12 protein-coding genes and 1 pseudogene are annotated in these 24,206 nt (G+C 47.7%); 12 read left to right on the top strand and 1 reads right to left on the bottom strand.

Going from position 1 to position 24,206, the window contains the following annotated elements; genetic code table 11:
- The first annotated feature begins 172 nt into the window (after positions 1-172).
- From HMPREF9442_RS02755 to HMPREF9442_RS02700, 12 genes and pseudogenes are all read left to right on the top strand, one after another.
- Positions 173-3,016, top strand: a complete 2,844-nt coding sequence (locus HMPREF9442_RS02755; protein WP_008625116.1) for a hypothetical protein — start codon at positions 173-175, stop codon at positions 3,014-3,016.
- A 5-nt stretch (positions 3,017-3,021) separates the two neighbouring features.
- Positions 3,022-6,384, top strand: a complete 3,363-nt coding sequence (locus HMPREF9442_RS02750; RefSeq protein ID WP_008625110.1) for a SusC/RagA family TonB-linked outer membrane protein — start codon at positions 3,022-3,024, stop codon at positions 6,382-6,384.
- 11 nt (positions 6,385-6,395) lie between these two features.
- Complete coding sequence (locus tag HMPREF9442_RS02745) at positions 6,396-8,114, top strand: RagB/SusD family nutrient uptake outer membrane protein (RefSeq protein WP_008625107.1); 1,719 nt, start codon at positions 6,396-6,398, stop codon at positions 8,112-8,114.
- A 5-nt stretch (positions 8,115-8,119) separates the two neighbouring features.
- A pseudogene (locus HMPREF9442_RS02740) lies at positions 8,120-10,321 on the top strand (fasciclin).
- Between the two features lie 26 nt (positions 10,322-10,347).
- Positions 10,348-12,048: a fasciclin domain-containing protein gene (locus HMPREF9442_RS02735; RefSeq protein ID WP_008625104.1), complete on the top strand. Its 1,701-nt coding sequence runs from the start codon at positions 10,348-10,350 to the stop codon at positions 12,046-12,048.
- A 63-nt stretch (positions 12,049-12,111) separates the two neighbouring features.
- Positions 12,112-15,327 carry a SusC/RagA family TonB-linked outer membrane protein gene (locus HMPREF9442_RS02730; protein ID WP_008625102.1) on the top strand — a complete coding sequence of 1,072 codons (3,216 nt, stop codon included), beginning with the start codon at positions 12,112-12,114 and terminating at the stop codon, positions 15,325-15,327.
- An 11-nt stretch (positions 15,328-15,338) separates the two neighbouring features.
- Positions 15,339-17,264 carry a RagB/SusD family nutrient uptake outer membrane protein gene (locus tag HMPREF9442_RS02725; RefSeq protein ID WP_008625100.1) on the top strand — a complete coding sequence of 642 codons (1,926 nt, stop codon included), beginning with the start codon at positions 15,339-15,341 and terminating at the stop codon, positions 17,262-17,264.
- Between the two features lie 311 nt (positions 17,265-17,575).
- Positions 17,576-20,998, top strand: coding sequence for an isoleucine--tRNA ligase (ileS, locus tag HMPREF9442_RS02720; RefSeq protein WP_008625098.1), 3,423 nt, complete (start codon positions 17,576-17,578; stop codon positions 20,996-20,998).
- Positions 20,999-21,031: 33 nt separating this feature from the next.
- Positions 21,032-21,409 carry a TraR/DksA family transcriptional regulator gene (locus HMPREF9442_RS02715; protein WP_021979778.1) on the top strand — a complete coding sequence of 126 codons (378 nt, stop codon included), beginning with the start codon at positions 21,032-21,034 and terminating at the stop codon, positions 21,407-21,409.
- Positions 21,409-22,035 (top strand): lipoprotein signal peptidase, encoded by a 627-nt coding sequence (locus tag HMPREF9442_RS02710; protein WP_008625095.1) that lies wholly within the window; start codon positions 21,409-21,411, stop codon positions 22,033-22,035. The genes HMPREF9442_RS02715 and HMPREF9442_RS02710 overlap by 1 nt, the downstream gene beginning before the upstream one ends.
- Before the next feature lie 47 nt (positions 22,036-22,082).
- Positions 22,083-23,045: a DUF4296 domain-containing protein gene (locus HMPREF9442_RS02705; protein WP_253270996.1), complete on the top strand. Its 963-nt coding sequence runs from the start codon at positions 22,083-22,085 to the stop codon at positions 23,043-23,045.
- On the top strand, positions 22,996-23,388 hold the full coding sequence (locus HMPREF9442_RS02700) for a hypothetical protein (protein WP_253270995.1): 393 nt from the start codon (positions 22,996-22,998) through the stop codon (positions 23,386-23,388). The genes HMPREF9442_RS02705 and HMPREF9442_RS02700 overlap by 50 nt, the downstream gene beginning before the upstream one ends.
- Here HMPREF9442_RS02700 and HMPREF9442_RS02695 read toward each other — a convergent pair.
- Complete coding sequence (locus HMPREF9442_RS02695; RefSeq protein ID WP_008625093.1) at positions 23,354-24,145, bottom strand: TrmH family RNA methyltransferase; 792 nt, start codon at positions 24,143-24,145, stop codon at positions 23,354-23,356. The genes HMPREF9442_RS02700 and HMPREF9442_RS02695 overlap by 35 nt on opposite strands.
- Positions 24,146-24,206: the final 61 nt, after the last annotated feature.

Below are 24,206 nucleotides of genomic sequence, written 5' to 3'. Positions count from 1 at the left end.
AGCACTTTAGAGGAGTTAGGGCTCCCAGTGAAAAAGTGCCAAAAATGTTGTGTGGGCACACTGCTTGTCAATTCCCGGCCAAGAGCCGGTGACAGGTTCGGTGTATGGCGTCATAACGATGTTTATATATTGAGTGAATAATAATCTATTAAAATATTAACCTAATGGAAATATGAAAGGCAGTAACATTAAAAGTAAAATGGGTCGTTTTACCTATTCTGCATGTGCGCTGTTCTTCGCCGGTGGTTTGTTAGTCTCTTGTGAGGACGAGCTTTTGACCGGAATGCCTTCGTGGTTGGGTAGCAGCATCTACGAAGAGTTGGAGAAGCGTGGGAATTATAAAACGATGTTGGAACTTATCAATGACAAGGATGTTTCGACCGTGGATGCAAACGGCGAGACAGAGTATGCCAGAACTTTACGTTTGACCGGTAGTAAGACGTTATTCGTTGCAAATGACGATGCTTTTACCCGATTCTTTCAGAACAATGTGTGGGGGGCCAAGTCTTATAGTGATTTGACACCTTCACAGAAAAAGTTATTGTTTAATTCTTCGATGATAAACAGTGCTTATCTGATAGAATTGATGTCGAGCACGCCTGGCAACGACCCTGCACCCGGGACTGTGATGCGCCGTTTTTCTTCGTTGAACCTGTATGATACGATTCCGCAGTTGCGCGCTTCGGATATGCCGGACAACGAATATTGGCAGTATTACCGTTCCAAGTATTCGGATGCGGGCGCAGAAAGTATGACCGTGTTCAGGGATAATACGACATCCCCGATGGTGCATTTCCTTTCGGCTTATATGTCGAATAAGTCGATTACGAACGATGACTTGAAGTTCTTGACCAATGGGGCTTGCGACAACACTTCAGAGTCGTATATCAACGGGCAGCGTCTGGTGGAGAGGGATATTACGTGCCAGAACGGTTACATTCAGGTGCTGGAAAACGTAATGAATCCTTTGACCAATATGGCCGAAGCTATTCATAACGACGGAGAACTTTCGACATTCAGTAAGATGTTGAATCGTTTTGCCGTACCGGTATATAATGAAGGATTGTCAAATACAGTCGGTGTGGATTCGGCATTTGTGTGGCGTTATTTGAATAACGGTTTTGATTTGGGAGTAGCGGGCGGAAACAATGCTTTGCTGACTTATAAGAATGTGGATTATGATGCAGCCAATGTCTTGTCTTACGATCCGGGATGGAACCAGTATAAGAACGGTTCTTCCAATGCTTCTATGAGCGAAGACATGGCAGTCATTGTCGCTCCTACGGATGCCGCTTTCGAGCGTTACTTCCAGTCCGGTGGTGGTGCCGCTTTGATTGACCGTTATAAATATGTAGACAGCATCCCGAACCACATCATCGTGAATATGTTGGACAACTTCATGAAGTATTCTCTGGTGGCTACAGTGCCTAGCAAGTTCAGTTCGGTGATGAATACGGCCCAATTGGAAATGGGACTTTCTGTGGGTGAACCGGGCGGACAGACGGGTATCGGTTCCTGCCTTATGGCCAACAACGGTGTGGTCTACAAGTCTAATGAGGTGTATAATATTCCGGAATACCAGTCTGTGGCTTTCCCCGCATCTTTGAATGATAACGACCGTAATACCAGAACGGATATCATGCGTTTTATCATCAATGAATTGGACTATCAGGCTTACCTGAATTCGATGGAAAGCATGTTCTTGTTCATTCTTCCCACCGATGAAGCGTTGAAAAACTATGTGGATCCGGTAGATTATCACAAGAACCAACCTACCATTACGGAGTTTTATTATGATTACAGTCCTTCATTGATTGGTAGCCGTATCAAATGTAAACGTTATAATGCAACGAAGAATGCAGACGGTACGTTGACACGAGGTGCAGAAATCACTAACCCTTGGAAAAACGGTAGTTCCGAATCTGATTACGTAACGAATCGTCTGAAAGATATCTTGGAGAATTCCATCATCGTACAGGATAAGTCTGCCACAACTTCAACGGGTAAGAGCGTATGGGTTACAAAGGGAGGTTGTCCGGTCATACTTGAAGGTACGGGGGCAAACATCCGTATTACCACTCCTTATCGTAAGGAACTAGCCGACCAGAATAGTAGTAATAGCCCTTATGAACTGAAAGTCCGTGAGGTGGAAGGTTATTATAATATGGGATCAAATCCCGATGGTAATGGAGAAACCTTTATCGTTGACATGGAGCCTATGATGTCTGCTTCAAAATCCGTTCCTGTTTTATTAAAGGAGTTGGCTACAAAGGATGAACGTTATAGCGAATTTGCTAATATGGTGGAAAATAGCACGTTAGTATCTCGGTTCTATAACATTACTACGAGCGGGTCTTCTTCTACAGGTGTAGCCAAGACCATTTCCAATGGTTTGACCCTCTCGGTCATGGAGAACTATAATTATACAGTGTATGCTCCGCCTACAGCAGAGATAGAGAAAATGTATGAGCATAACTTGCTTCCGGATTGGAGAGACGTGATTGAGTTGGAAGACAAGTTGGATGAAATCGAGAACAGTAATCCGCAGGAGGCTGAGCGATTGGAGGTTCAGATTGATAGCATGAATACATTGATTAACAACTTTATACGTTATCATATTCAGAATAGCTCGATTTATCTGACAGCTCCGGCCTCATCGGGTACTTACGAGACTTCTTATATGGGAGGAAGCCGTTTTGCCACGCTTACTGTGTCGAATAGCGGCCAAGCCGGTTCGGGAAGTATAGTCATCACTTGCAATGATGCCAATAAGATGGAAATTGAAGGGGAAGCTCCCCGGAAGGTTTTGGAAGGCAATTATTTTGCACGTGAGTACCGCTTCCGTTCCGGAGTAAGTTCAAGTGACGGTTCTTCGAGTGGTCCTATTGCATGTACGGATATTGAATCGGCAACCCGTATCTTCAACTCTTCTACGGCTGTTGTACATTTGATAGACAAACCGTTGCTTTATACAGAAGAATTGTCTAATGCTTACAATATGATTTCAGGTAATTAACCTTAATGATAAAGACAATGAAACAATTAAAATATTATTTCTTAATTTGCTGCCTGACGATTGCCACGGTAGTGAATGCTCAGGGAATAACGAGTGTGAGTGGGACGATTTCCGACTCCTTCGGGCCAGTCGTGGGGGCTGCTATTGTGGAAATGGACGCTTCTAACCGTAACATATCTGCCACAGTGACAGACTTTAACGGTAACTTTACCCTGAAAATCAAGAACCCTAATAATAAATTGAAAATTAGTTATGTGGGTTTGAAGACACAGGTGCTTCCTATTAATAAGAGGGTTTACCATGTGACGTTGGAGGATGCCATGGTATTGAAAACAGTGGAAATAAAAGCGAAGAAACGTGTGGAGTCTTCCGGTTTGGCCATTCCCGAGCGTGAGGTGTCTTTCGCTTCGCAGACTATCAATGCCAAGGAATTCGAGGGTTTGGGTCTGACTTCCGTAGATGAAGCTTTGCAAGGTCGTATCGCAGGTTTGGATATCGTGATGAACTCCGGTAACTTGGGTGCCGGTACGACGATGCGTTTGCGTGGTGCGTCTACCATCAGTACGTTGACGAGTAACGAGCCTTTGATTGTGGTGAACGGCGACGTTTGGAACGTGGATCAGAGTAACTTTGATGTACAAAACGCCAATGATGAGCAGTTCGCGCAATTATTGAACATCAATCCTGAAGACATCGAGAGTATCAGCGTCTTAAAGGATGCTGCTGCTACGGCTATCTGGGGTTCTCAAGGTGCAAACGGTGTGATTGAAATTAAGACGAAACGTGGTAAACGCGGAAAGCCGAAATTGACTTATTCTCTTCGTTTGACGGGTACATATCAGCCGGATGGGGTGGATTTGTTGACGGGTGACCAGTATACCATGTTATTGAAAGAAGCATATTTCAATCCTCGTTTGAGCGATGAGGCAGCTAATATCCCTGAGCTTAATTATATCACGGATAAGCGTGTGTTCTCTGAATGGCAGATGTTCAACAACAACACGGATTGGGTGAAAGAAGTGAAGCAAGTCGGTTTGCGTCAGAATCATTTCGTTTCCATAACCGGTGGTGGTGAGAAGGCGACTTTCCGTATATCCGGTGGTTACGACCATGAAACGGGTTCTATCATCGAGCAGAAGTTGGATCGTTTTACGACCCGTATGATGTTGGATTATTACGTGAGTGACCGTATCAAGATTATCAGTGACTTTGCTTTGACTTATACGGACAACCAGAAAAACTCTAATGACTTGTTGAACATTGCTTATAAGAAGATGCCGAACTTGGCTATATTCGAGGAAGATGAGCAAGGTAACTCTTTGGGACGTTATTACGAGATGTTGAAGGCCAAAGACGCATTGGAAGACCAACGTGGGTTGGTGAACCCGATTGCGAGTGCCAAGTATGCCAAGAATTCTTATACGACATACGCCATCGACCCGAAATTGGAGTTGCAATATGACTTCTTGGGTATAGATGAAACCAAGCACCGTTTGACTTATAACGGAAAGGTAATCATGAATGTGTTCAATGCATACGAAGACACCTATTATCCGCGTGAATTGTCTACGGACAACTGGAATGCCGACGGAGTGAGCAAGGCTACAAGCTATAGCTCCAAGAGTCTGGCCTTTACCACTACGCATACGTTGACTTTCGTGCCTCATTTCCTGAATGAAGACCATTCATTTATGACGATGGGACGTTTCCAGTTGGTTTCAGGTACGTCGAGTGACCAAAAGACGGAGGTGGCCGGTTTGCCAAACGGGATAGAGGCTCCGAGTGCCGGTGGTATTACCCCGGGGATGTCCAGTAATTTTAACCGTTGGAGAAGTCTTTATTATACGTTCTCTGCCCACTATGCTTATAAAGAAAGATACATTTTTGACGTATCAGCCCGTGTAGACGGTACAACCAAGTTCGGCCCGGGTAAGCGTTGGGGTGTCTTCCCTGCATTCTCAGGCCGTTGGAACATAATAGATGAGCCTTGGATGGAGGGTACGCGCAAGTGGTTGTCTATGCTTTCTATCCGTCCGGGATGGGGTATGACTGGTAATCAACCTAAAAAAGACTATCTGTATGTCAACCAATATAGTGCCGCCAGTAACTATTTCGGTGCTACCGGTATGGCTCCGAATAACTTGAAGTTGAACACCTTGCAGTGGGAAATGAAGTACACGTGGAACGTAGGTTTCGACTTGGGTTTTTGGGATGACCGTATCAAGGCTGACATTAACCTGTATACTCAGACCACCAAGGACATGTTGATGGAGAACGTGAGGATATCCAGTATCTCTGGTTTCACGAATTATCCTTACCAGAACGTAGGTGACATGAACAATAAAGGTTGGGAAATCAACTTGAACACCAACAAACTGATTCAGAAGGGTAAGTTCTGGATGGACTTGAATTTCACGTTTGCCAACAACAAGAATGAGATAACCCGCATGGATCCCCGTGTATTGGAAACTTTGAACAGTGACTGGGTGGCCGAAAACCGGAAACTCCTTCAACGTGTACAGGTGGACAATCCTTTTGGTGCCATTTACGGTTACCGTTGCAAAGGTGTCTATATGTATAATTATGATACTTATCTGCAGAAGGAACGCTTGGCGGCCGACGGTGATGCGGATGCCAAGGCTTTCATCGCCAATTTCAATAACAATGGGGGATGGACGGCTCCTTTGGTTTACAATGCGAACGGAGAAATCGTGCGTGACATGAAGGGTGACCCGTTGCAGATGATGTTCAATTATGTTTCAGGCGGTACCGGATATGAATTTAAGGGTGGAGATGCCATTTATGAAGATGTGAACCACGACGGTAACATCAACCAACTCGACTTGGTTTACTTGGGTAACTCATTGCCGAAGTTGACCGGTGGTTTCGGGTTTAAGTTCAATTATGGCGACTGGGCTTTGAATGCACAGTTCAACTACCGTGTGGATTACGACATTGTGAACCTTGCCCGCTTGGACATGGAGAGCATGAGTTCCAATAACAACCAGAGCCAGGCTGTGAACTACCGTTGGCGCAAGGAGGGCGACAGAACTTCTATCCCGCGTGCTTTGAGCGCAAGCGGTAACTTCGCGAACTATAATACGATGATCAGCGACCGCTTTGTGGAAGACGGAACGTTCCTGCGTCTGAACTATTTGCAGATTTCTTATAATATGCCGCAGAAGATGGTAAAGAAAATCGGTTTGAGCGGTTTGCGTTTCTATTTGAGTGGTAATAACCTTTTCTGCTTGACGAAGTATTCCGGCGTAGATCCGGAGTTGGGTTACGGAGGATATAGCGTGACGCAAGACAACGCGCAGACTCCGCGTGCCAAGTCATATACTTTTGGTGTCACAGTAGATTTCTAATTGATAATGCTATGAATAAGATGAAGAAAATATGGTTTAAATCAGCTTTTCTGGCCATGGTCGGAATGTCTATGACATCTTGTGGAGACTTTTTGGATATTTATCCGTTGACCATGGTGTATGAAGATAATTACTGGAATGAAAAGAACGACGTGGACCAGATTGTGACAGGTTGCTACACCCGTATGCAGGATGACGATTTTGTCCGCCGCCTGTTCATCTGGGGCGAGAGCCGTTCGGACAACACGCGCAAGGGGTTTCATCCTAAATTCAGCGCAACCTCGGCGGAAGGGTATATTTTGTCGGAAAATATCCTGTCGAATAATGCCTATACCGATTGGTCGAGTTTCTATTCTGTCATAGACCGCTGTAATCTGGTTATCCAAAAAGCACCGGAGGTGGCAGAAAAAGATCCGAATTATTTGCCGAGCGACGTTCAGGCAACGATTGCCGAGGTAACAGCTTTGCGTGCGCTTTGTTATTTCTATTTGGTACGTACGTTTAAGGATGTGCCGTATTATACGGAGGCCATTACCAATGACGAACAGGAGCTGAACCTGCCGGCTACGGATGGGGATGTCATCGTCCGGAACCTGATTAATGATTTGGTGGCTGTGTGGCCGGATGCGTTGAAGGCATGGCCGAAACAGTCCGGTAAGGATGTCAGTTACGGACGTATCACTCAGAATGCCATTTTCGCCATGTTGGCCGATATGTACCTGTGGATAGGGGATTACTCCAATGCGGAGAAATATGCCCAAATGGTAATCGATTACAAGACGGAATATTTCAAGAATAATTATTCTTCCTATTATATGGTGGGTGATTATCCTTTGATTCCGGATAATGACAATACCATCTTGTTGGCAGGTGTGGCTTATGAATATAACTTCGGTGAAGGTGGTGGTCCGGAGAGTATTTTTGAGTTGGATTTTTCCGAAAGTACGACGGATGGTTCAAAGGCGAATGATGTACCGGCCGAGTTTTTCAACCGCTTTTTCAAATCTAATGATAAAGACCCGAACTATGGGCAGTTCGCACCGGCAGAAGACCTTTGGAAAGAGTTATCTTCTCCGCAGATATTCTTGTCGAACAAAGACACGCGTATCAAGGAGTCCATCCATGTGGACAACGAGTCGAATCCGGAAATCGTGACCATTGCCAAATATGCTTATACGAGCATTAATCCGGGTCTTTCTTCCGGTAGTTCTTTGGCTTATGTGGAACGTATGACGAAAAATGATGCCAACTGGGTGTTCTACCGGGTGAGCGACATGATGCTGATTAAGGCGGAAGCTTTGATTTGCATGATGGGAGAAGAAGAATCTGAGCGAAATGACAGCTTGGGACAGGCTGCTTTCGATTTGATCAAGGCGGTTGCCGACCGTTCGGCACCGAATACTTCTTCCTCTTTGGTTTACAGCAATTATTCTACGAAATCGCAATTGATGGATTTGGTGTTCGACGAGCGTAGACGTGAGTTCTTGTTCGAGGGCAAACGTTGGTTTGATTTGGTGCGCCACAGTCGTCGTGACGGCAATACGGAATATTTGGTGGAAGCTGTGCAAAGCAAGTTTACGGAGAATGCGGCGACTGCCACCGGTAAGCTGAAGAACATAATGGCTATGTATTGGCCTTACAATTACGACGAATTGCAGGTTAACCATAATTTGAAGCAAAATCCTGCTTATCCGGAGGCCGGTGACTCTTTTGAATCAACAGGTAAATAATGATTATGAAGCAATTATTGAAAATATTGACATCCATTTGCACCGTTTTATTCTTGACGGTGCAGATGATTCTATTCACCAGTTGCAATGATGACTTGGCAGCCGACAGCTACTATACTTTTACGGGGGAGATGATGAGTGATTATTTGAAGAATCGTGAAGATTTCAGCCTGTTCAAGCGTATTGTCGAGCGTGCCGGCGAGATGGATTTCCTGTCGAGCCGTGGTTCCCGAACGTTTTATCCGGCTATCAATTCCGGAGTGGAAGCCTTTTTGAAGGAACGCGGCTACGCTTCTGTCGAGGACATGCCTGTCGAATTGTGCGATACGTTGGTGAAAGCCTGTTTGGTGGATAATAGCATCAAGTACACTTATAACTTTGCCGAAACGGAGCAAATCAATAATGAACTTGACTTGCCTTTGATTATCGTGACGGACGGGGATACAGTGGACGCGAATGGGATGACGTTAAGTGTCATCAACCGTCGTTCGGCCATTATCAATGAGTTGAAGAATGATTCTGTAGACAACGGAGTGGTTCATCCGGTGGATCGCGTATTGATACCGAATACCAGTTTGGGATCCAGTCTGTTGGATGAAAATCATGACGAATTCACGATTTATTACGAAGCGCTCAAGCGTACGGGATTGTTGGACTCGTTGGTTCACTATCGTGATGACAGTTATGAAATCTGGAAAGAGAATTACCCTGAATTCAAGAAGGAAATTTATTCCGGAGGTATTTTCAACGAAAACGATAAAGGCTATGCCTACCATGCCAAGCGTCCGGATCACCGTTACCAAGGTTTCACGTTGCTTATTGTTCCCGATGAGGTGCTGTATGAAAAATATAGCAATCGCTTCAACGCCAATATGACTTTGGACCAGAAGGTCGATGCGTTGTACGATTTGGCCGTGGAGAAATATAAAGATAATGCGGCTGCCAACATATTCGGTTTGAATGATGTGGATCCTGACGATTCGGAAAGGCGTACGTATAAGGAACGGTATTGGAACAAGGAGTCCTTGACCAGTCGTTACAATCCGTTGAACATGTTCTTGTCGTATCACATTTTGGACCGTTTGTTTGCCAGTACGGCCAAGTTGATAAACTGTTGGGGTACCAATACGGCATACGCCAACCCTACGGAGTGGATTTCCACCTTGTTGGATTATTCCATGATAAAGTTGGAGAGGGTATATGCCACTGTCGACAAGCAGGTAGAGCATCCGGGCAGTTACTATATCAACCATAGTACGGCTACGAGGTATAATTCTTATGACAGGGTGCGGGGTGCTTATTTGACTCAGCCAGGCGCAGAGAACTTCTCGTTGAACGTGTCTTACTTCTATTTGGACGATATTGTGGCTTATGACCAAACGATGCGCAATAACGTGATGAATACGAGGATGCGTATGGATTTTTATACAATATGGCCGGAATTGACCAATAATGACATTCGTTTGTGTGGAAATCCGACACAGGCTTACGGTGGCCACGACAATGACGAGAACGGTGGCGAAAACGGTGGGTTCAATTATTATATACCACCCGGCTATATGAAAAATTGTACATTTAGCGAGAATACCATTTTCTTCGTGCAGCGTCCTAAAACGCCTTGGTGGAACTGGGGCGGGGATGAGATTAACATCTTGGGAACGAGTTACGACGTGACTTTCCCGTTGCCTAATGTCCCTCCCGGCACGTATGAACTTCGTTTGGGATATCCGGGTATGTTGGATCGTGGTATTGCCCAAATTTATGTGGACGGCATTCCGCAGGGGATTCCTATCGATATGCGCTATCGTGCAGACGATGCATGAGTCGGTGGGTTGTATAATGGGACTACCGGTTTCCGGAATTCGGAAGAAAGTACTTCTGGTGTTTACACTACTGAGCAATTGGAAGAGAACGAACGTACGATGAAGAATAACGGTTATTATAGCGGGCCGAAGAGTTGCTTTACGGGGAATGACGGAACGGATGCTCCGAGATACAGCCCGAATAGTTGTACAATGATGTACAATAATGCCTATACTTTCCGTCGTAAGATTTGCGATGTAGAGATAAAACCCCATACAGACCATAAGATCCGTATTCGTTCCGTATTCACGCAAGGGAACAGAGGATGTTTCATTCTTGATTACATGGAATTGGTGCCCATAAGCATTTGCGGTGCCGGAGGTATCGGTGAGGATCTTTACTAATATTCACATTAAAACACTAAAGAAAAATGAAATTGAAATATTATATGCAGACAGGAGTTGTGGCGTTAATCGCCGCAACCACCGGTGTGTCCTGTACGGATACATGGGACGACCATTACAGTGTGAATGGTTCGGTGCCCGGTGCGACCCTGTGGGAAAACATGCTACTCGACGAGAGCATTCGTCCTTTCGTACGGGTGCTTGATTCTTGTGGCTATAAGGACATGTTGAACTCCAATCAGGTGTTTACCGTTTGGGCTCCCGAAATCACGGAGGAGGAAGCTCAGGAGTGGATTGAAACCTATAAGAGAGAGAAAAGCCTGGGAATCATTGATGACGATAATGCTACCTTGAACCAGTTTATCAGGAATCATATCGCCATGTACAATCAACAAGTTTCATCGTTGACGGAGGACGAGACTGTCAAGATGTTGAATGGCAAACGTCTGAACTTGACCAGTTCCATGCTCAATGGCGAAGTGAATATGGTGGGCAATGGTGTGCCCTCTTCCAATGGTATGCTTTATAAGGTGGACGGAGCCGCGACTTTCTTTCCCAACATTTGGGAGCGTATTCGTATGGATAGGGAGGGAGACCAAGGTTTGGACAGCGTGTCCAATTTCTTCCTTTCATGGAACCGTATAGAACTTGACGAAGAGGCCAGTGTGCCGGGCGGTATCGTGGACGGTGAGACTGTATATCTGGATTCCGTGATGTACAATTATAACAGGATATTTGATAATTTTGGACAAATTGATTCGGAGGATAGTTTATATTGGTTCGTAGCTCCTACCAATAAGGTTTGGAGAGAGCATATCGATCAGTATCGTTCCTATTTCGAATTTCACAAGAGTTTAGGTGAAGACGGCGATTCTTTGCAGAACCTCTATTCCCAATATATGTTGATTTACAGCTCGTTCTTCAATGTACGGGAGCAGGAATTGCCTTTCAACGAAGCAAATCCGGATTCCATCGTTGCCACGACCTATATGTCGTATTATCCGGATTTCTCCAAGTTCGAGTGGCCGATGCAGGCAGGTGGTTTGCTGCATGGCCTGACTCCTCAGGATTGTAGCAACGGCCGGTTGTATAAGGCTACGGATTGGCGCATACCTCCAACCAAGCTGATTTATATGCGTCCGATTCAGGTTGAAGCGGAATATGCTAATAATTATTCGACAGTGACGCTTTCGGGCGACTCTACTGCAATCCAGGTAAATGCGGTAGAGGCAACCAATGAGAATTTCAGGGTGTCAACGGGTGGTTACTTAGTGGTAAAGGATTCCCGTTCGGGACGTACCAACCAACCGGAAATTACCTTTAAGATTCCTAGCACGCTTTCCAATTGCCCGTATGACATCAAGGTCGTGTTTGCCTCTCCTTTGGCCGGAGACTCTTTGGCCAAGGAAGACGCACAGTTGAAGCGTCAGTTTACGGCTAAAATCAGATATTATTCGTCGAGGACCGGTGACATGATTGAAGGAAGCAATGCGCGGACTTTGTGCACGGACGTGGATGTCGATGCCACAAGGATGGACACCATAACGGTAACGGAAGGCTTTGAATTCCCGGTTTCTAACTTTGGAGAGGAAGATCCCAGGGTGTTGCTGACCATACAATCTATCAAGGGACGTACGGTACCGGACGGTTACAGTAAGGATTTGGCGATAGACTGTGTGATTTTCGAGCCACGTCCTACATCCGGTTCCGGAAGCGATGAAAATTGATTGTAGAACAATATTAGAGCATGAGTAATGAAAAGATATAGATTCTATTGTTTAGCATTGTTGATGGCAGGCACTTTGGGGGGCTATGCCCAGGAAGAGGCTGCTACCGACACCGTGACTGCGGCCAGACCTGCCAGTCCGATCAAGAAAAATGTAAAGACACGTCCGGTCAGCGGACGAGTGTTCGCGGTGACATCCGGCGCGCCCTTGGGTGGGGCGTTGGTCAGCGTGAGCGGTTACGACGGTTACAGTACGTTGACCGAAGAGGACGGTACGTATAAGCTCGACGTGCCGGAGTACGCCACGGCCTTGAAAATCACGTCGCCGGATTATAATACGGTTCGTGTGGGTATTAACCAATCCGGTAAGTTGCGTGACGTGACGATGTATTCGAGTGTCATGCGTTCGGCATACGGTGCGGATGACAATATCCTGAACACGGTGGTGGCAGACAAGTTCGATTATAGTCCGTCATTGAATATCACGTCCGAAATCGGTGACCGGTTGGGAGCCAATGTCCGTACGATTTCCCGTGGAGGTACGCCCGGTATCGGAAATTTCATGATGATGAACGGTATCAACTCCTTGCACAGCAACGGCCAGCCGTTGGTCGTGATTGACGGGGTTATCGTGGACCAACAATATGACCGCACGATGATCCATGACGGTTTCTACAATGATATCCTGACCTCCTTCAACGTCAATGAAATCAAGAGCGTGAAGGTGATGGCCAACGGTACGTCCATTTATGGAGCCAAAGGTGCCAATGGCGTGATTCTCATCGAGACGAAGCGCAACACGAGTCTGGCAACGAAAATCGATGCCACCGTGTCGGCAGGTATAACCTTATTGCCTAAATCGCTTCCAGTGATGAGCGGTTCGCAGTTCAAGACATACGCTTCGGACTTGTTGAAGACAACGGGTACGAACTTGTCGGAATTCCAGTTCCTGACTTCCGATCCGAATAATTACTACTATAACAAGTATAATAACAATACGGATTGGGACGATGTCATCTACCGTGAGGCTTTTTCGCAGAATTATGGCATTACGGTGCAAGGTGGTGATGAAGTAGCCAGCTATTTTCTTGCGATGGGGTACAATGGTGCGCAGAGCGTGTTGGAAGACAATGACGTGAACCGTTTGAATATCCGTTTCAATACGGACATCAACATGTTCAAGCACCTGTTCATCCGCTTCGATGCTTCTTATAGCAACGTGACGCGTAACTTGAAAGACCAGGGTGCGCCGGAAGGGTATGATGAAGGAACGGTGACTTCCGTCAATTATCTCGGTTTGGTGAAAAGCCCGATGCTGAGCCCGTATGCTTATTCCAACGGTAAGATTTCCGACGTGGCATTTGACAATAACGACGAGGACTATCTGAACCAGGCTTTGGCTTCGATTGGTAATGTGAACTACCGTTTGGCCAACCCTGCTTCTATCAATGAATACGGTACGGCCCAGAACAAGAATTACTTTGAGAACTCTTATTTGAACCTCGCCATTACGCCGAAATGGCAGTTTAACAAGCATTTGTCTATCAGTTCTTTGTTCAGCTATACGTTGACGAATACGAACGACAAGTATTACGTGCCCATCAACGGTGTGCCTGACTACTATGTGTCTTCTATCGGCCTTACGGTAGAGAATGAAATCCGTTCGCTTTACTCTTCGCAGAACTCTATCACGAGCGATACGAAAATAGAGTGGGGCAACCAGTACGGGGCACACAGCATCGATCTTTTGGGAGGATTCCGTTATATGAACGACCGTTATAAGGTGGATTCGCAGTTGGGGTATGATACCGGTAGTGATAAGACACCGTTTATCAACGATACTAAAAACAAGACGACTACCGGTAGCACCAACGAGTGGACTTCGATGAGTTGGTACGGACAGGCCCGTTATGATTACAGGAAGCGTTATTTCGTGGAAGGTAACTTGGCCATCGAAAGTTCTTCACGATTCGGTAAGGAAGCGAAGGAAGGGTTCAAACTGGCCGGTGTGCGTTGGGGCGTTTTCCCCGGAATCCAGGCCGGTTGGGTGTTGTCCAATGAAAGTTGGTTCGATGTGCCGGGAATAGACTATGCCAAATTCACGATGGGGTACGATGTGAGCGGTAACGACGGTATCGACTTTGATGCCACCCGTACTTATTTCAAGAGTATCTTGTTCCAGAATAAGGCCAATGGTTTGGTTTTGGGCAATTTGGGCAATACGGAAGTACAGTGGGAAACCACTCGTCGCTTCAGTTTCGGTACGGAGTTGAATTTCCTGAAGAACCGTTTGAACTTGAAAGTAAACGTGTTCAAGAGTTGGACAGACAACCTGTTGACTTACCATGAGCTGAACTTCATTACCGGTTTGGAGAACAACTGGGTGAACGGTGGTTCTTTGGAGAACAAGGGTTATAATATTACGGTGAACGGCCATATCATTGCCACCCGCGACTGGAACTGGGAACTGGGCGCCAGTGTCGGCCATTACAAGAACAAGCTGACGGCTTTGCCCGACGGACAGGATTATGTGGATGCCGAAGTCTACGGTGCTACCATCCGTTCGCAGATTGGCCAACCGGTGAATTTGTTCTATGGTTACAAGACCGAGGCCACCGCATCCGGTACGCACGTATATGCCACTTCGGAAGAGGCCAAGGCCGACGGATTGTATATCTTGGGCGAGAACGGTATCGACAAGAATTACTTCGGGGCCGGCGACGTGAAGTTTGCCGATAACGGTGACAAGGAAATCAACAAGGCAGATATGCAGGTCATCGGAGATCCGAACCCGGATATTTACGGTAACATCTTCACCTCTTTGAGTTACAAGCGTATCCGTTTGGATGTGAACTTCAATTACAGCTTGGGCAACGATGCCTATAACTACTTGCGTTCGCAGTTGGAAGGCGGAAACCGCTTCATGAACCAGTCGGTAGCGATGGCGAACCGTTGGAGCTATGAAGGACAGGTGACCGACATGCCGACGGTGACGTGGGAAGACCCGATGGGCAATGCCCGTTTCAGCGACCGTTGGATTGAGGATGCCAGTTACTTGCGTTTGAAATCTATCACGTTGAGCTACGAGCTTCCGATTAACAATACTTTCATCCACGGCCTGACGTTCTGGGGACAGGCAAACAACGTCTTTACCGTGTCTAAGTACTTAGGAGCCGATCCGGACTTCTCCATGAGCAACAGTGTTTTGGAACAAGGCATAGACCGCGGCCTGTTGGCTAACAGCCGTAACTTTATGCTCGGTATTAAAATCAACCTTTAATTCAGTCTCTTATGAAACTCAAATCTTATATTTTTCAGATTGCGTTGGCGGCTGTCGGAGCAGGATTCTTAGGATCCTGCGAAGACATGCTGGAGCCGACTTCGGATTATGTGATATACGAAAACGGCAGCCATTTAAAGACACCGGCCGATACTGCCACTTCCCTGATAGGTATTATCTATAAGCTGCAGGCCATCGGTGACCGAACCAACCTGTTGGGCGAGGTGCGGGGCGACTTGGTGACTTTGACCACTCAGGCCAGTGCCGATTTGCGTGCGTTGGCCAACTTCGAAGTGACGGACGAGAACAAATATAATAGCCCGCGTGATTATTATGCAGTGATTAACAACTGTAATTATTATCTTGCATACGCTGATACTAACGCATACGACAATCGCGGCAACCAGATTTTTGCCAAGGAAATGGCACAGGTAAGGTCTATCCGCGCATGGGCCTACCTGCAACTGGCGTTGAACTATGGCAAGGTGCCTTTCTACACGAATCCGTTGCTGACGGAGCAGGATGCCAATGATGTCAGCCTTGACGTGAAAGACCGTAAGGATATTGAAGCCATTTGCGATTATTTCATCAACGACCTGAAACCATACAGCAACACGGAATGGCCCGTTTTGCATAAGGTGGGTAATCTTTTAATGGCCAACTGCTATTTCCCGGTAGACATGGTGTTGGGCGATTTGTATCTCTGGAAAGCTTCTTGCCAGGGGACGGATGCCGGACGTGCATATTACCGCGAGGCTGCCAAATGCTATTTCCGTTGGATTATGGACAAACGTAACGTTGGGGACGGGTTCTCGAAGTCTGTTTACTATCCCAATAGAAAGTTGGCTTGGTGGTCAGAGTTTTACTCAAGCACGGGGACTTCTTATGGGCTTTCTTATTCACTTCCGGGACAGAGTCCTTCCATATATGGAACGGAAACCTTCACCTTTATCCCGATGGACTCGGCTGCCAGTCAGGGATATTATAGCGAAGTGCAGACTTTGTACAATTCATCGACCACAGAAGACGGTGCCCTCATTACTTCTACGAACTTCTGCATCACGCCGTCCTTGCACATGCAGGAAATCAGCCGGTCGCAGTCTTATTCTTTCTTGGACAAGGAAAACCGTCCGATAGATGTGATTCCGGATGAGATTGAGGAGTCACCGGTGTTGGAGGGAGATTTGCGCTTGGGTGCCCAATGGAGGACGAGAACCTTTAACATTACGACGGGAGGAACTGCCAATAAGTTTACGAGGCAGAATATCTACAAGGTAAACCAACGCCACATCGGAATTTACCGTGAATGCGATGTTTGGTTACGTTTGGCCGAAGCCCTTAACAATGGCGGGTTCCCGCGCATGGCATACGCCATTTTGGCCACGGGAATCAGTAAGGACGTGGTAGATGACAGTGTGTCCGTATATTGCAACGATGCCGATTTGGCATTCCTCAACGAGTTGAATTCGGCCAACAATTATTTCAATGTGTTCAAGACGCGTAACGGACGTCTCGGTGAGGAAGGCGGTAGTGTTACCGAAGCTTTCAATACGGTGGGCGTACATTCACGTGGTTGCGGTTATGCCGAGTTGGATCCGGATTATGCTTATCCGATGGTGGATTCTTTGGACAAGGACGGTAACCGTGTCAACGGTTACGTGGGGCAGAGCCGCAAGGACTGGGCTTACCTGAACCTGGCTGAGGAGCAAGCCCGCGTGGACAGCATGATCATCAATGAAAATGCGTTGGAATCCTGTTTCGAGGGCAAGCGTTTTTATGATTTGATCCGTTTTGCCAAACGTTACCGTAATAATGCGTGGGTGGCCGACCCGGTCAGCAAGCGCGAAGGCAAAGAGAATCGTGACGGTTCGCTTTACAACAAGTTGATGGTAGAGAGCAACTGGTTCCTGAATTGGAAAGGACAGATAGGAATGTAATTGTTTTTGTTCGTGACTTAATGTCGGGGCAGGGAATGTTTGGGATTCCCTGCCCTCTTTTTTTTTATATTATAACCTGCTGAATTACAAATGTATATAAATGCTTGTTTTTTGTGCGGAGAATGAAAAATCATTCGGCTTAGATTGAATTTTCGTTTGGCTTAGATTGATTTCCCGTTCTAAGGCAGATGATTCCCAAAGATAAGGACTATGATTTCCGTTTCTGTTTTTTATTGAAATTTTTCCTATTCTGAAAAAGAAATCGTATTTTTGCCAAAATTTTAAAGTAACGCGAAAGTAAACTACGATATATGGCAAACCAATTCGCAGAACGTACACAGCTAAACCTCTCTGAGGTGAACAAAGAGGTGTTGAAGATGTGGGATGACGCAGATGTCTTCCATAAGAGTATGACAGAACGTGAAGGCTGTCCTTCGTTTATCTTCTTCGAAGGTCCTCCTTCAGCCAACGGGCATCCGGGTATCCACCATGTCCTGGCACGTTCTATCAAGGATACGTTCTGTCGTTTCAAGACCATGAAAGGTTTCTTGGTGAAGCGCAAGGCCGGATGGGATACCCACGGGCTTCCCGTGGAATTGGGCGTGGAAAAAGAATTGGGCATCACGAAGGAAGACATAGGCAAGACGATTTCCATCGAGGAATATAACCGCAAGTGCCGCACGAACGTGATGAAATATACGGAGGAATGGACCGACCTGAGCCATAAGATGGGCTATTGGGTGGACATGGAGCATCCGTATATCACTTACGACAACAAATATATCGAAACGCTCTGGTGGCTGTTGCAGCAGCTCTACCGGAAAGGCTTGTTGTATAAGGGATATACGATACAGCCTTATTCGCCCGCCGCCGGTACGGGGCTGAGTTCGCACGAGTTGAACCAACCCGGTTGTTACCGCGACGTGAAAGACACGACGGTGACGGCACAGTTCCGGATGCTCGATCCGCGCCCTGAAATGACGGGGTGGGGCACGCCTTATTTCTTGGCATGGACTACTACGCCTTGGACGCTTTCGTCCAACACGGCATTGTGCGTAGGACCGAAAATAGAGTATGTATGCGTGCGTACTTATAACATGTACAGTGGCGAACCCGTAACAGTGGTACTGGCTAAGGCGCGTTTGGGAGCTTATCTTAACCCGGAAGGCGAGAATATGCCGTTGGACGGTTACAAGCCGGGGGACAAAGTGATACCTTACCAGATTGTGGGTGAGTACCTCGGGGCGGATTTGGTCGGCATGGCCTACGAACAGTTGTTCCCTTGGGTAAATCCCGGAGAAGGGGCTTTCCGTGTCATCCCAGGAGATTACGTGACTACGGAAGACGGTACGGGTATCGTGCATATCGCCCCGACTTTCGGTGCGGACGACGCGCTGGTGGCCAAGGCTGCCGGCATTCCTCCCATGCAGTTGGTCAACCGCAAGGGCGAATTCCGTCCGATGGTGGATTTGACCGGTAAGTTTTACCTGTTGGACGAGTTGGATGAAGATTTCGTGCAACATAAGGTAAACGTGGATGAATACAAGAAGTGGGAAGGCCAGTTCGTGAAAAACGCCTACGACCCGAAGAAGACCGACAAAGACGAGACCCTCGACGTGGCACTCTGCATGGAACTGAAGCAGCGCGGCATAGCGTTCAAAATCGAGAAACACGTGCATAACTATCCGCATTGTTGGCGGACAGACAAGCCGATCCTTTATTATCCGCTCGACAGTTGGTTCATCCGTAGTACGGCTGCCAAGGAGCGGATGATAGAACTGAACCGTACCATCAACTGGAAACCGGCATCCACAGGAACCGGGCGTTTTGGTAAATGGTTGGAGAACCTGAATGACTGGAACTTGAGCCGCAGCCGCTATTGGGGTACGCCGTTGCCGATCTGGCGGTCGGACGACGGCGAGGAAACCTGTATTGGTTCGGTAGAGGAGTTGTATGCCGAAATCGAGAAAGCGGTAGCGTCCGGACTGATGGCTTCCAATCCGCTGAAAGACCGTGGCTTCGTCCCCGGCGATTACAGTCAGGACAATTATGACAAAATAGATTTGCACCGCCCGTTTGTGGACGAGGTCGTTTTGGTAAGCCCCGCGGGCAAGCCGATGAAGCGTGAAGCAGACCTCATCGACGTGTGGTTCGATTCCGGTGCCATGCCTTACGCCCAGATTCATTATCCGTTCGAACATAAGGCGGAGTTGGATGGCCGTACGGTTTATCCGGCCGATTTCATTGCGGAAGGTGTGGACCAGACCCGTGGATGGTTCTTCACGTTGCATGCCATCTCCACGATGGTATTCGACAGTGTGGCTTATAAGGCTGTCATATCCAACGGCCTCGTGCTTGACAAGAACGGGAACAAGATGTCCAAGCGTTTGGGCAATGCAGTGGATCCTTTCGGCGCGATAGAGCAGTACGGTTCGGATGCCGTACGTTGGTATATGATAACCAATTCTTCGCCGTGGGACAACCTGAAGTTCGACGAGGCCGGCGTACAGGAAGTCAGTCGCACGTTCTTCGGCAAATTGTTCCAGACTTATTCTTTCCTGACGATGTATGCCAACGTGGACGGTTGGCATTACGCCGAAGCCGATGTGCCCATGGGCGAGCGTCCGGAAATAGACCGTTGGATTTTGTCCGAGTTGAATACGTTGGTGAAGAACGTGGATGCCTGCTATGAGGATTATGAACCGACGAAGGCCGGACGCCTGATTCAGGATTTCGTGATAGACAACGTGAGCAACTGGTTCGTCCGCCTGAGCCGCAAACGTTTCTGGGGCAGTGCGATGGGCACGGACAAGCTTTCGGCTTACCAGACGTTGTACACGTGCTTGGAGACGGTGGCCAAACTGATGGCGCCCATCGCTCCGTATTATGCCGACCGTTTGTATCATGACTTGACGGCTGCAACGGGCCGTGCAGAAGCGAAGAGCGTGCATTTGGCTGCATTCCCGGTTTGCGACGACGCAAAGGTGGACAAGGCATTGGAGTACCGTATGGAATTGGCGCAACAGATTACGTCCATGGTCTTGTCCTTGCGCAAGAAAGAGCGGATTATCGTGCGCCAACCCTTGCAGTGCATTTCCATACCGTCGGGCGACGCGGAACGTCGTGAAAGCATAGAAGCCGTGAAGCAGTTGATTCTGGACGAAGTGAACGTCAAGGAATTGCAGTTTGTGGAGGGCGATGGCATGTTGGTGAAGAAAGTGAAGTGCAACTTCCGTACGATGGGTAAGAAGTTCGGCAAGTTGATGAAGAACGTGGCCGCTGCGGTGGAAAACCTGACGCAAGAACAGATAGCCGGATTGGAGCGAGAAGGCACGCTCGACGTGGTTTTGGAGGGCGGCGAGGCGGTAACCATCGAAGTTGCCGATGTGGAGATTTTCAGTGAGGACATTCCCGGTTGGACGGTGGCCAATGAAGGCAGCCTGACGGTGGCACTTGATATTACCGTGACGGATGCGCTTCGTGTGGAGGGAACGGCCCGTGAATTAGTGAAGCGTATACAGAACTTACGTAAGGAAAAGGATTTCGAGATTACCGACCGTATTGCCGTGACGCTCTCCCATGCGGAACAAACGGACAAGGCCGTGGCGGAATACAGAGACTACATCTGTGGCCAGGTCCTGGCCAATTCGCTTACGGTGGCGGACAAGGTGGATGATGGCGTGGCCATAGACTTAGACGATTACACCGTGGAGATAAAGATAGAGAAAGAGTAAGTGAGCATTATTAACCCTAAAATAAGAAGTATTATGACAGAGAAAACACGTTATAGTGATGAGGAATTAGCCGAGTTCAAGGAGTTGATACTGAAGAAACTGGCAGTGGCACGTGAGGAATATGAATCCATTATGGGCACATTGATGAACACGGACAACAACGGGGTGGACGATACGTCGCCTACCTATAAGGCTTTGGAAGAGGGAGCCAATACGCAGACCAAAGAGGAGCTTTCGCTGTTGGCCTCGCGCCAACAGAAGTTCATCAAGGGGCTTGAGGCCGCCTTGGTACGTATCGAAAACAAGACCTATGGGATTTGCCGTGAGACCGGTAAATTGATTCCCAAGGAACGTTTACGTTTGGTTCCCCATGCGACATTGAGCATAGAGGCTAAAAACATGAAAAAGTAATGAGGACAGAAGGAAGTAGCGGTCGGGGATGGCTCACCCAAGGACGTTTGGCCGGGCTGATTATCTTATTGGTGTTGGTCATAGACCAATGGATTAAGATTGCGGTCAAGACTCAGATGTATATGCATGAGAAGATTCATGTGACCGATTGGTTCTACATTCTCTTCACTGAAAACCCCGGCATGGCATTCGGGTGGGAGTTTTTCGACAAGCTTTTCTTGACGTCTTTTCGTATTATCGCCGTGGCCGTCATTGCGTATCTCCTTTACAGGGCGATACGCAAAGGCGTGCCGACGGGTTTTGTAGTCTGTTTGTCATTGGTCTTGGCCGGTGCTGCCGGGAACATCATAGATTGCGTGTTCTACGGATTAATCTTCAACAATCCTCCCGCACCGTTCACTGCTCATTTCGTACCTTTCGGGACGGGGTACGAAAGTGTGTTCCACGGGCGCGTGGTGGACATGTTTTATTTTCCCATCATCGACACTTATTGGCCGGATTGGATGCCATGGGTGGGAGGGGAGCATTTCATCTTTTTCAGTCCCATATTCAATTTTGCGGATGCAGCCATCAGTTGCGGTATCATTGCCTTGTTGATTTTCTATCATAAACGTATTTCCCAATAATCCTTAACTGTTTCATGTCAAAGTCGTTGCGTAAAGTTTTTGGCGCTGTGGCAGCCGTTCTTTTGTTTCCGGCATGTAAGCCCGGCGTACCGTCCGGTCTGATTCAGCCTGAGGAACTGGAAGATTTGCTTTATGATTACCATGTCGCACAGGCTATGGCGGAGACGGGAGGGGACAGCATGAACTTTAAACGTTACAGTTACGTGCAGGCCGTGTTTGAGAAGCATGGGGTGAGCGAGGCCGAATTCGACTCCACGATGGTGTGGTATGCGTCGCATGCCACTTACTTGAATGACATTTATAAAAAGTTGCAGGAGCGTTACAGCACGCATGTTTCGGCGTTGGGAGCTTCTACCGGGAAGAACGACATCTTTGCCCATTTGGATGCACGGGGGGACACGGCCAATATTTGGCAGGAGCGTGCGTTCAGAATCCTGAAACCGAGTTTTATGGAAGACCGTTTGCTGTTTACCATGACAGCCGATACGACTTTCCGTAAAGGGGATGCCCTGCTTTGGCGCTTCGATGCCCGTTATATATCCCACGGACGGCAAAATGAGGCATACGCCGGTTTTTATGTGAAATACGACAATGATTCCACGGCAGGCGTTACGCAAAGAATTTATTCCAATAACCTGATGCAGCTTCGTTTGGAAGGAGACACGGCTCATGCGATTCGGGAAGTGGGCGGGTTCGTGTATTATAAACCTTCGGACGAAGACAAGGAATCCCGCCTGTTGTTGCTTCGCGACATCATGTTGGTTCGTTTCCATCTGCAGCCGGTGGTTGTGGATACTGCGGCAGCTGTGGCGAAGCCGGATAGTATGGACGCATCGTTGAAAGATTCGGTGTTGCGGGTGATACCGGCTGATACGGTTTCCCGCCGTCTTTCTCCCGCCGAATTGAGGGAAAGCCGTCCGGTGGAACGTTCCATCCACGTGGTGAAGGAAAAGCCCTATCGTGTGGTTCGTAAACCGGGGGCTACGGGAGCGGGACGAAGAGGACATTGAAACAATAAGGAAACAAGCGGCCTTGAAACATATTGCTTTCCATAGAGTGTATTGGCCATCGGGGTGTTTTGAGACCATGCCGGTGATAACGGTCGATGAGAAAGGCTTTTATCAATTCCATTATATCCTGACGGAAGAAATGCCGGCTGTGATATGGAATGGAGGCGTCGGTTTGTTATTGCCTCCCGGGGCCGTTCCGCAACCCGGGGACAGTATTGACGCGTTGTTGCGGGAAACAAATCCAGATGTAAGTCCGCATGCTTTGCGGCTTTGGAGTGCCGATGGATTGCCTGCCGATGCGGATATTCTTACTCCTGTCTTCCGATGGTATCCCGTCTTCTGAACTCGGCGCAAACGATGGCTGTGGCTACGGCTACGTTCAGGCTTTCCGATGTGTTTCGTTCGAGAGGATAGTTGGGGATGTACAGTTTCCGGTTGATGAGCGACGCGATGTCCCGGCTGATGCCATTGCCTTCGTTCCCCATGACAATCAGTCCGTTGGAACTTAGTTCCGTACCATACATGTCATTCCCGTCCAGAAACGTTCCGTAGACCGGTGTGTCGGTCTCGGCTGCCCGCAGCAAATCCGTCAGTGAAAGGTAGTGTACGCAGACACGTGCCATGGCTCCCATGGTGGCCTGTACGGTTTTGGGATTATAAAGGTCGGCCGTGTCGGGAGAGCAGAATATATGTTCGATACCGAACCAGTCGGCTATACGGATAATCGTGCCCAGATTGCCCGGGTCCTGCACGCCGTCGAGCCCAAGGCAGAGTTGATCTTTCAGTATGTGTTCCGGTGCCCCTTCGGCCTGACGTTGGTGGAATACGGCCAACACGTCCTGCGGATTCTTTTGCAGGCTGGTTTTTTGAAGCTCCTCGGCCGATACTTCTTGGATTTCACATCCTTTACGGGCGAGTGTTTCCACAACTTCCCGCCGTGTGTCCAGCCATTCCTTCAGGGCTGCGAGAAAGGTGCAGTCGAAAGCCGGTAGCAAGTCGTCTACCAGTTTATGTCCTTCGGCCACGAAGAGTTGCTGTTCCTTGCGGAATTTTTTCTGCTCGAGAGAGCGGATGAGCTTGATTTTGTTTTTGCTGATCATTTCGATTCCAATTATACTGCAAATCTAAGAAGTTATTTTCGAATAGCGTGTACCGGCTTTT

The organism is Paraprevotella xylaniphila YIT 11841 (assembly GCF_000205165.1).
In the GTDB taxonomy this organism is placed as follows: domain Bacteria; phylum Bacteroidota; class Bacteroidia; order Bacteroidales; family Bacteroidaceae; genus Paraprevotella; species Paraprevotella xylaniphila.
Note: the sequence above shows the minus strand (reverse complement) of the source record. Positions and strands in the feature narration are given on the sequence as shown.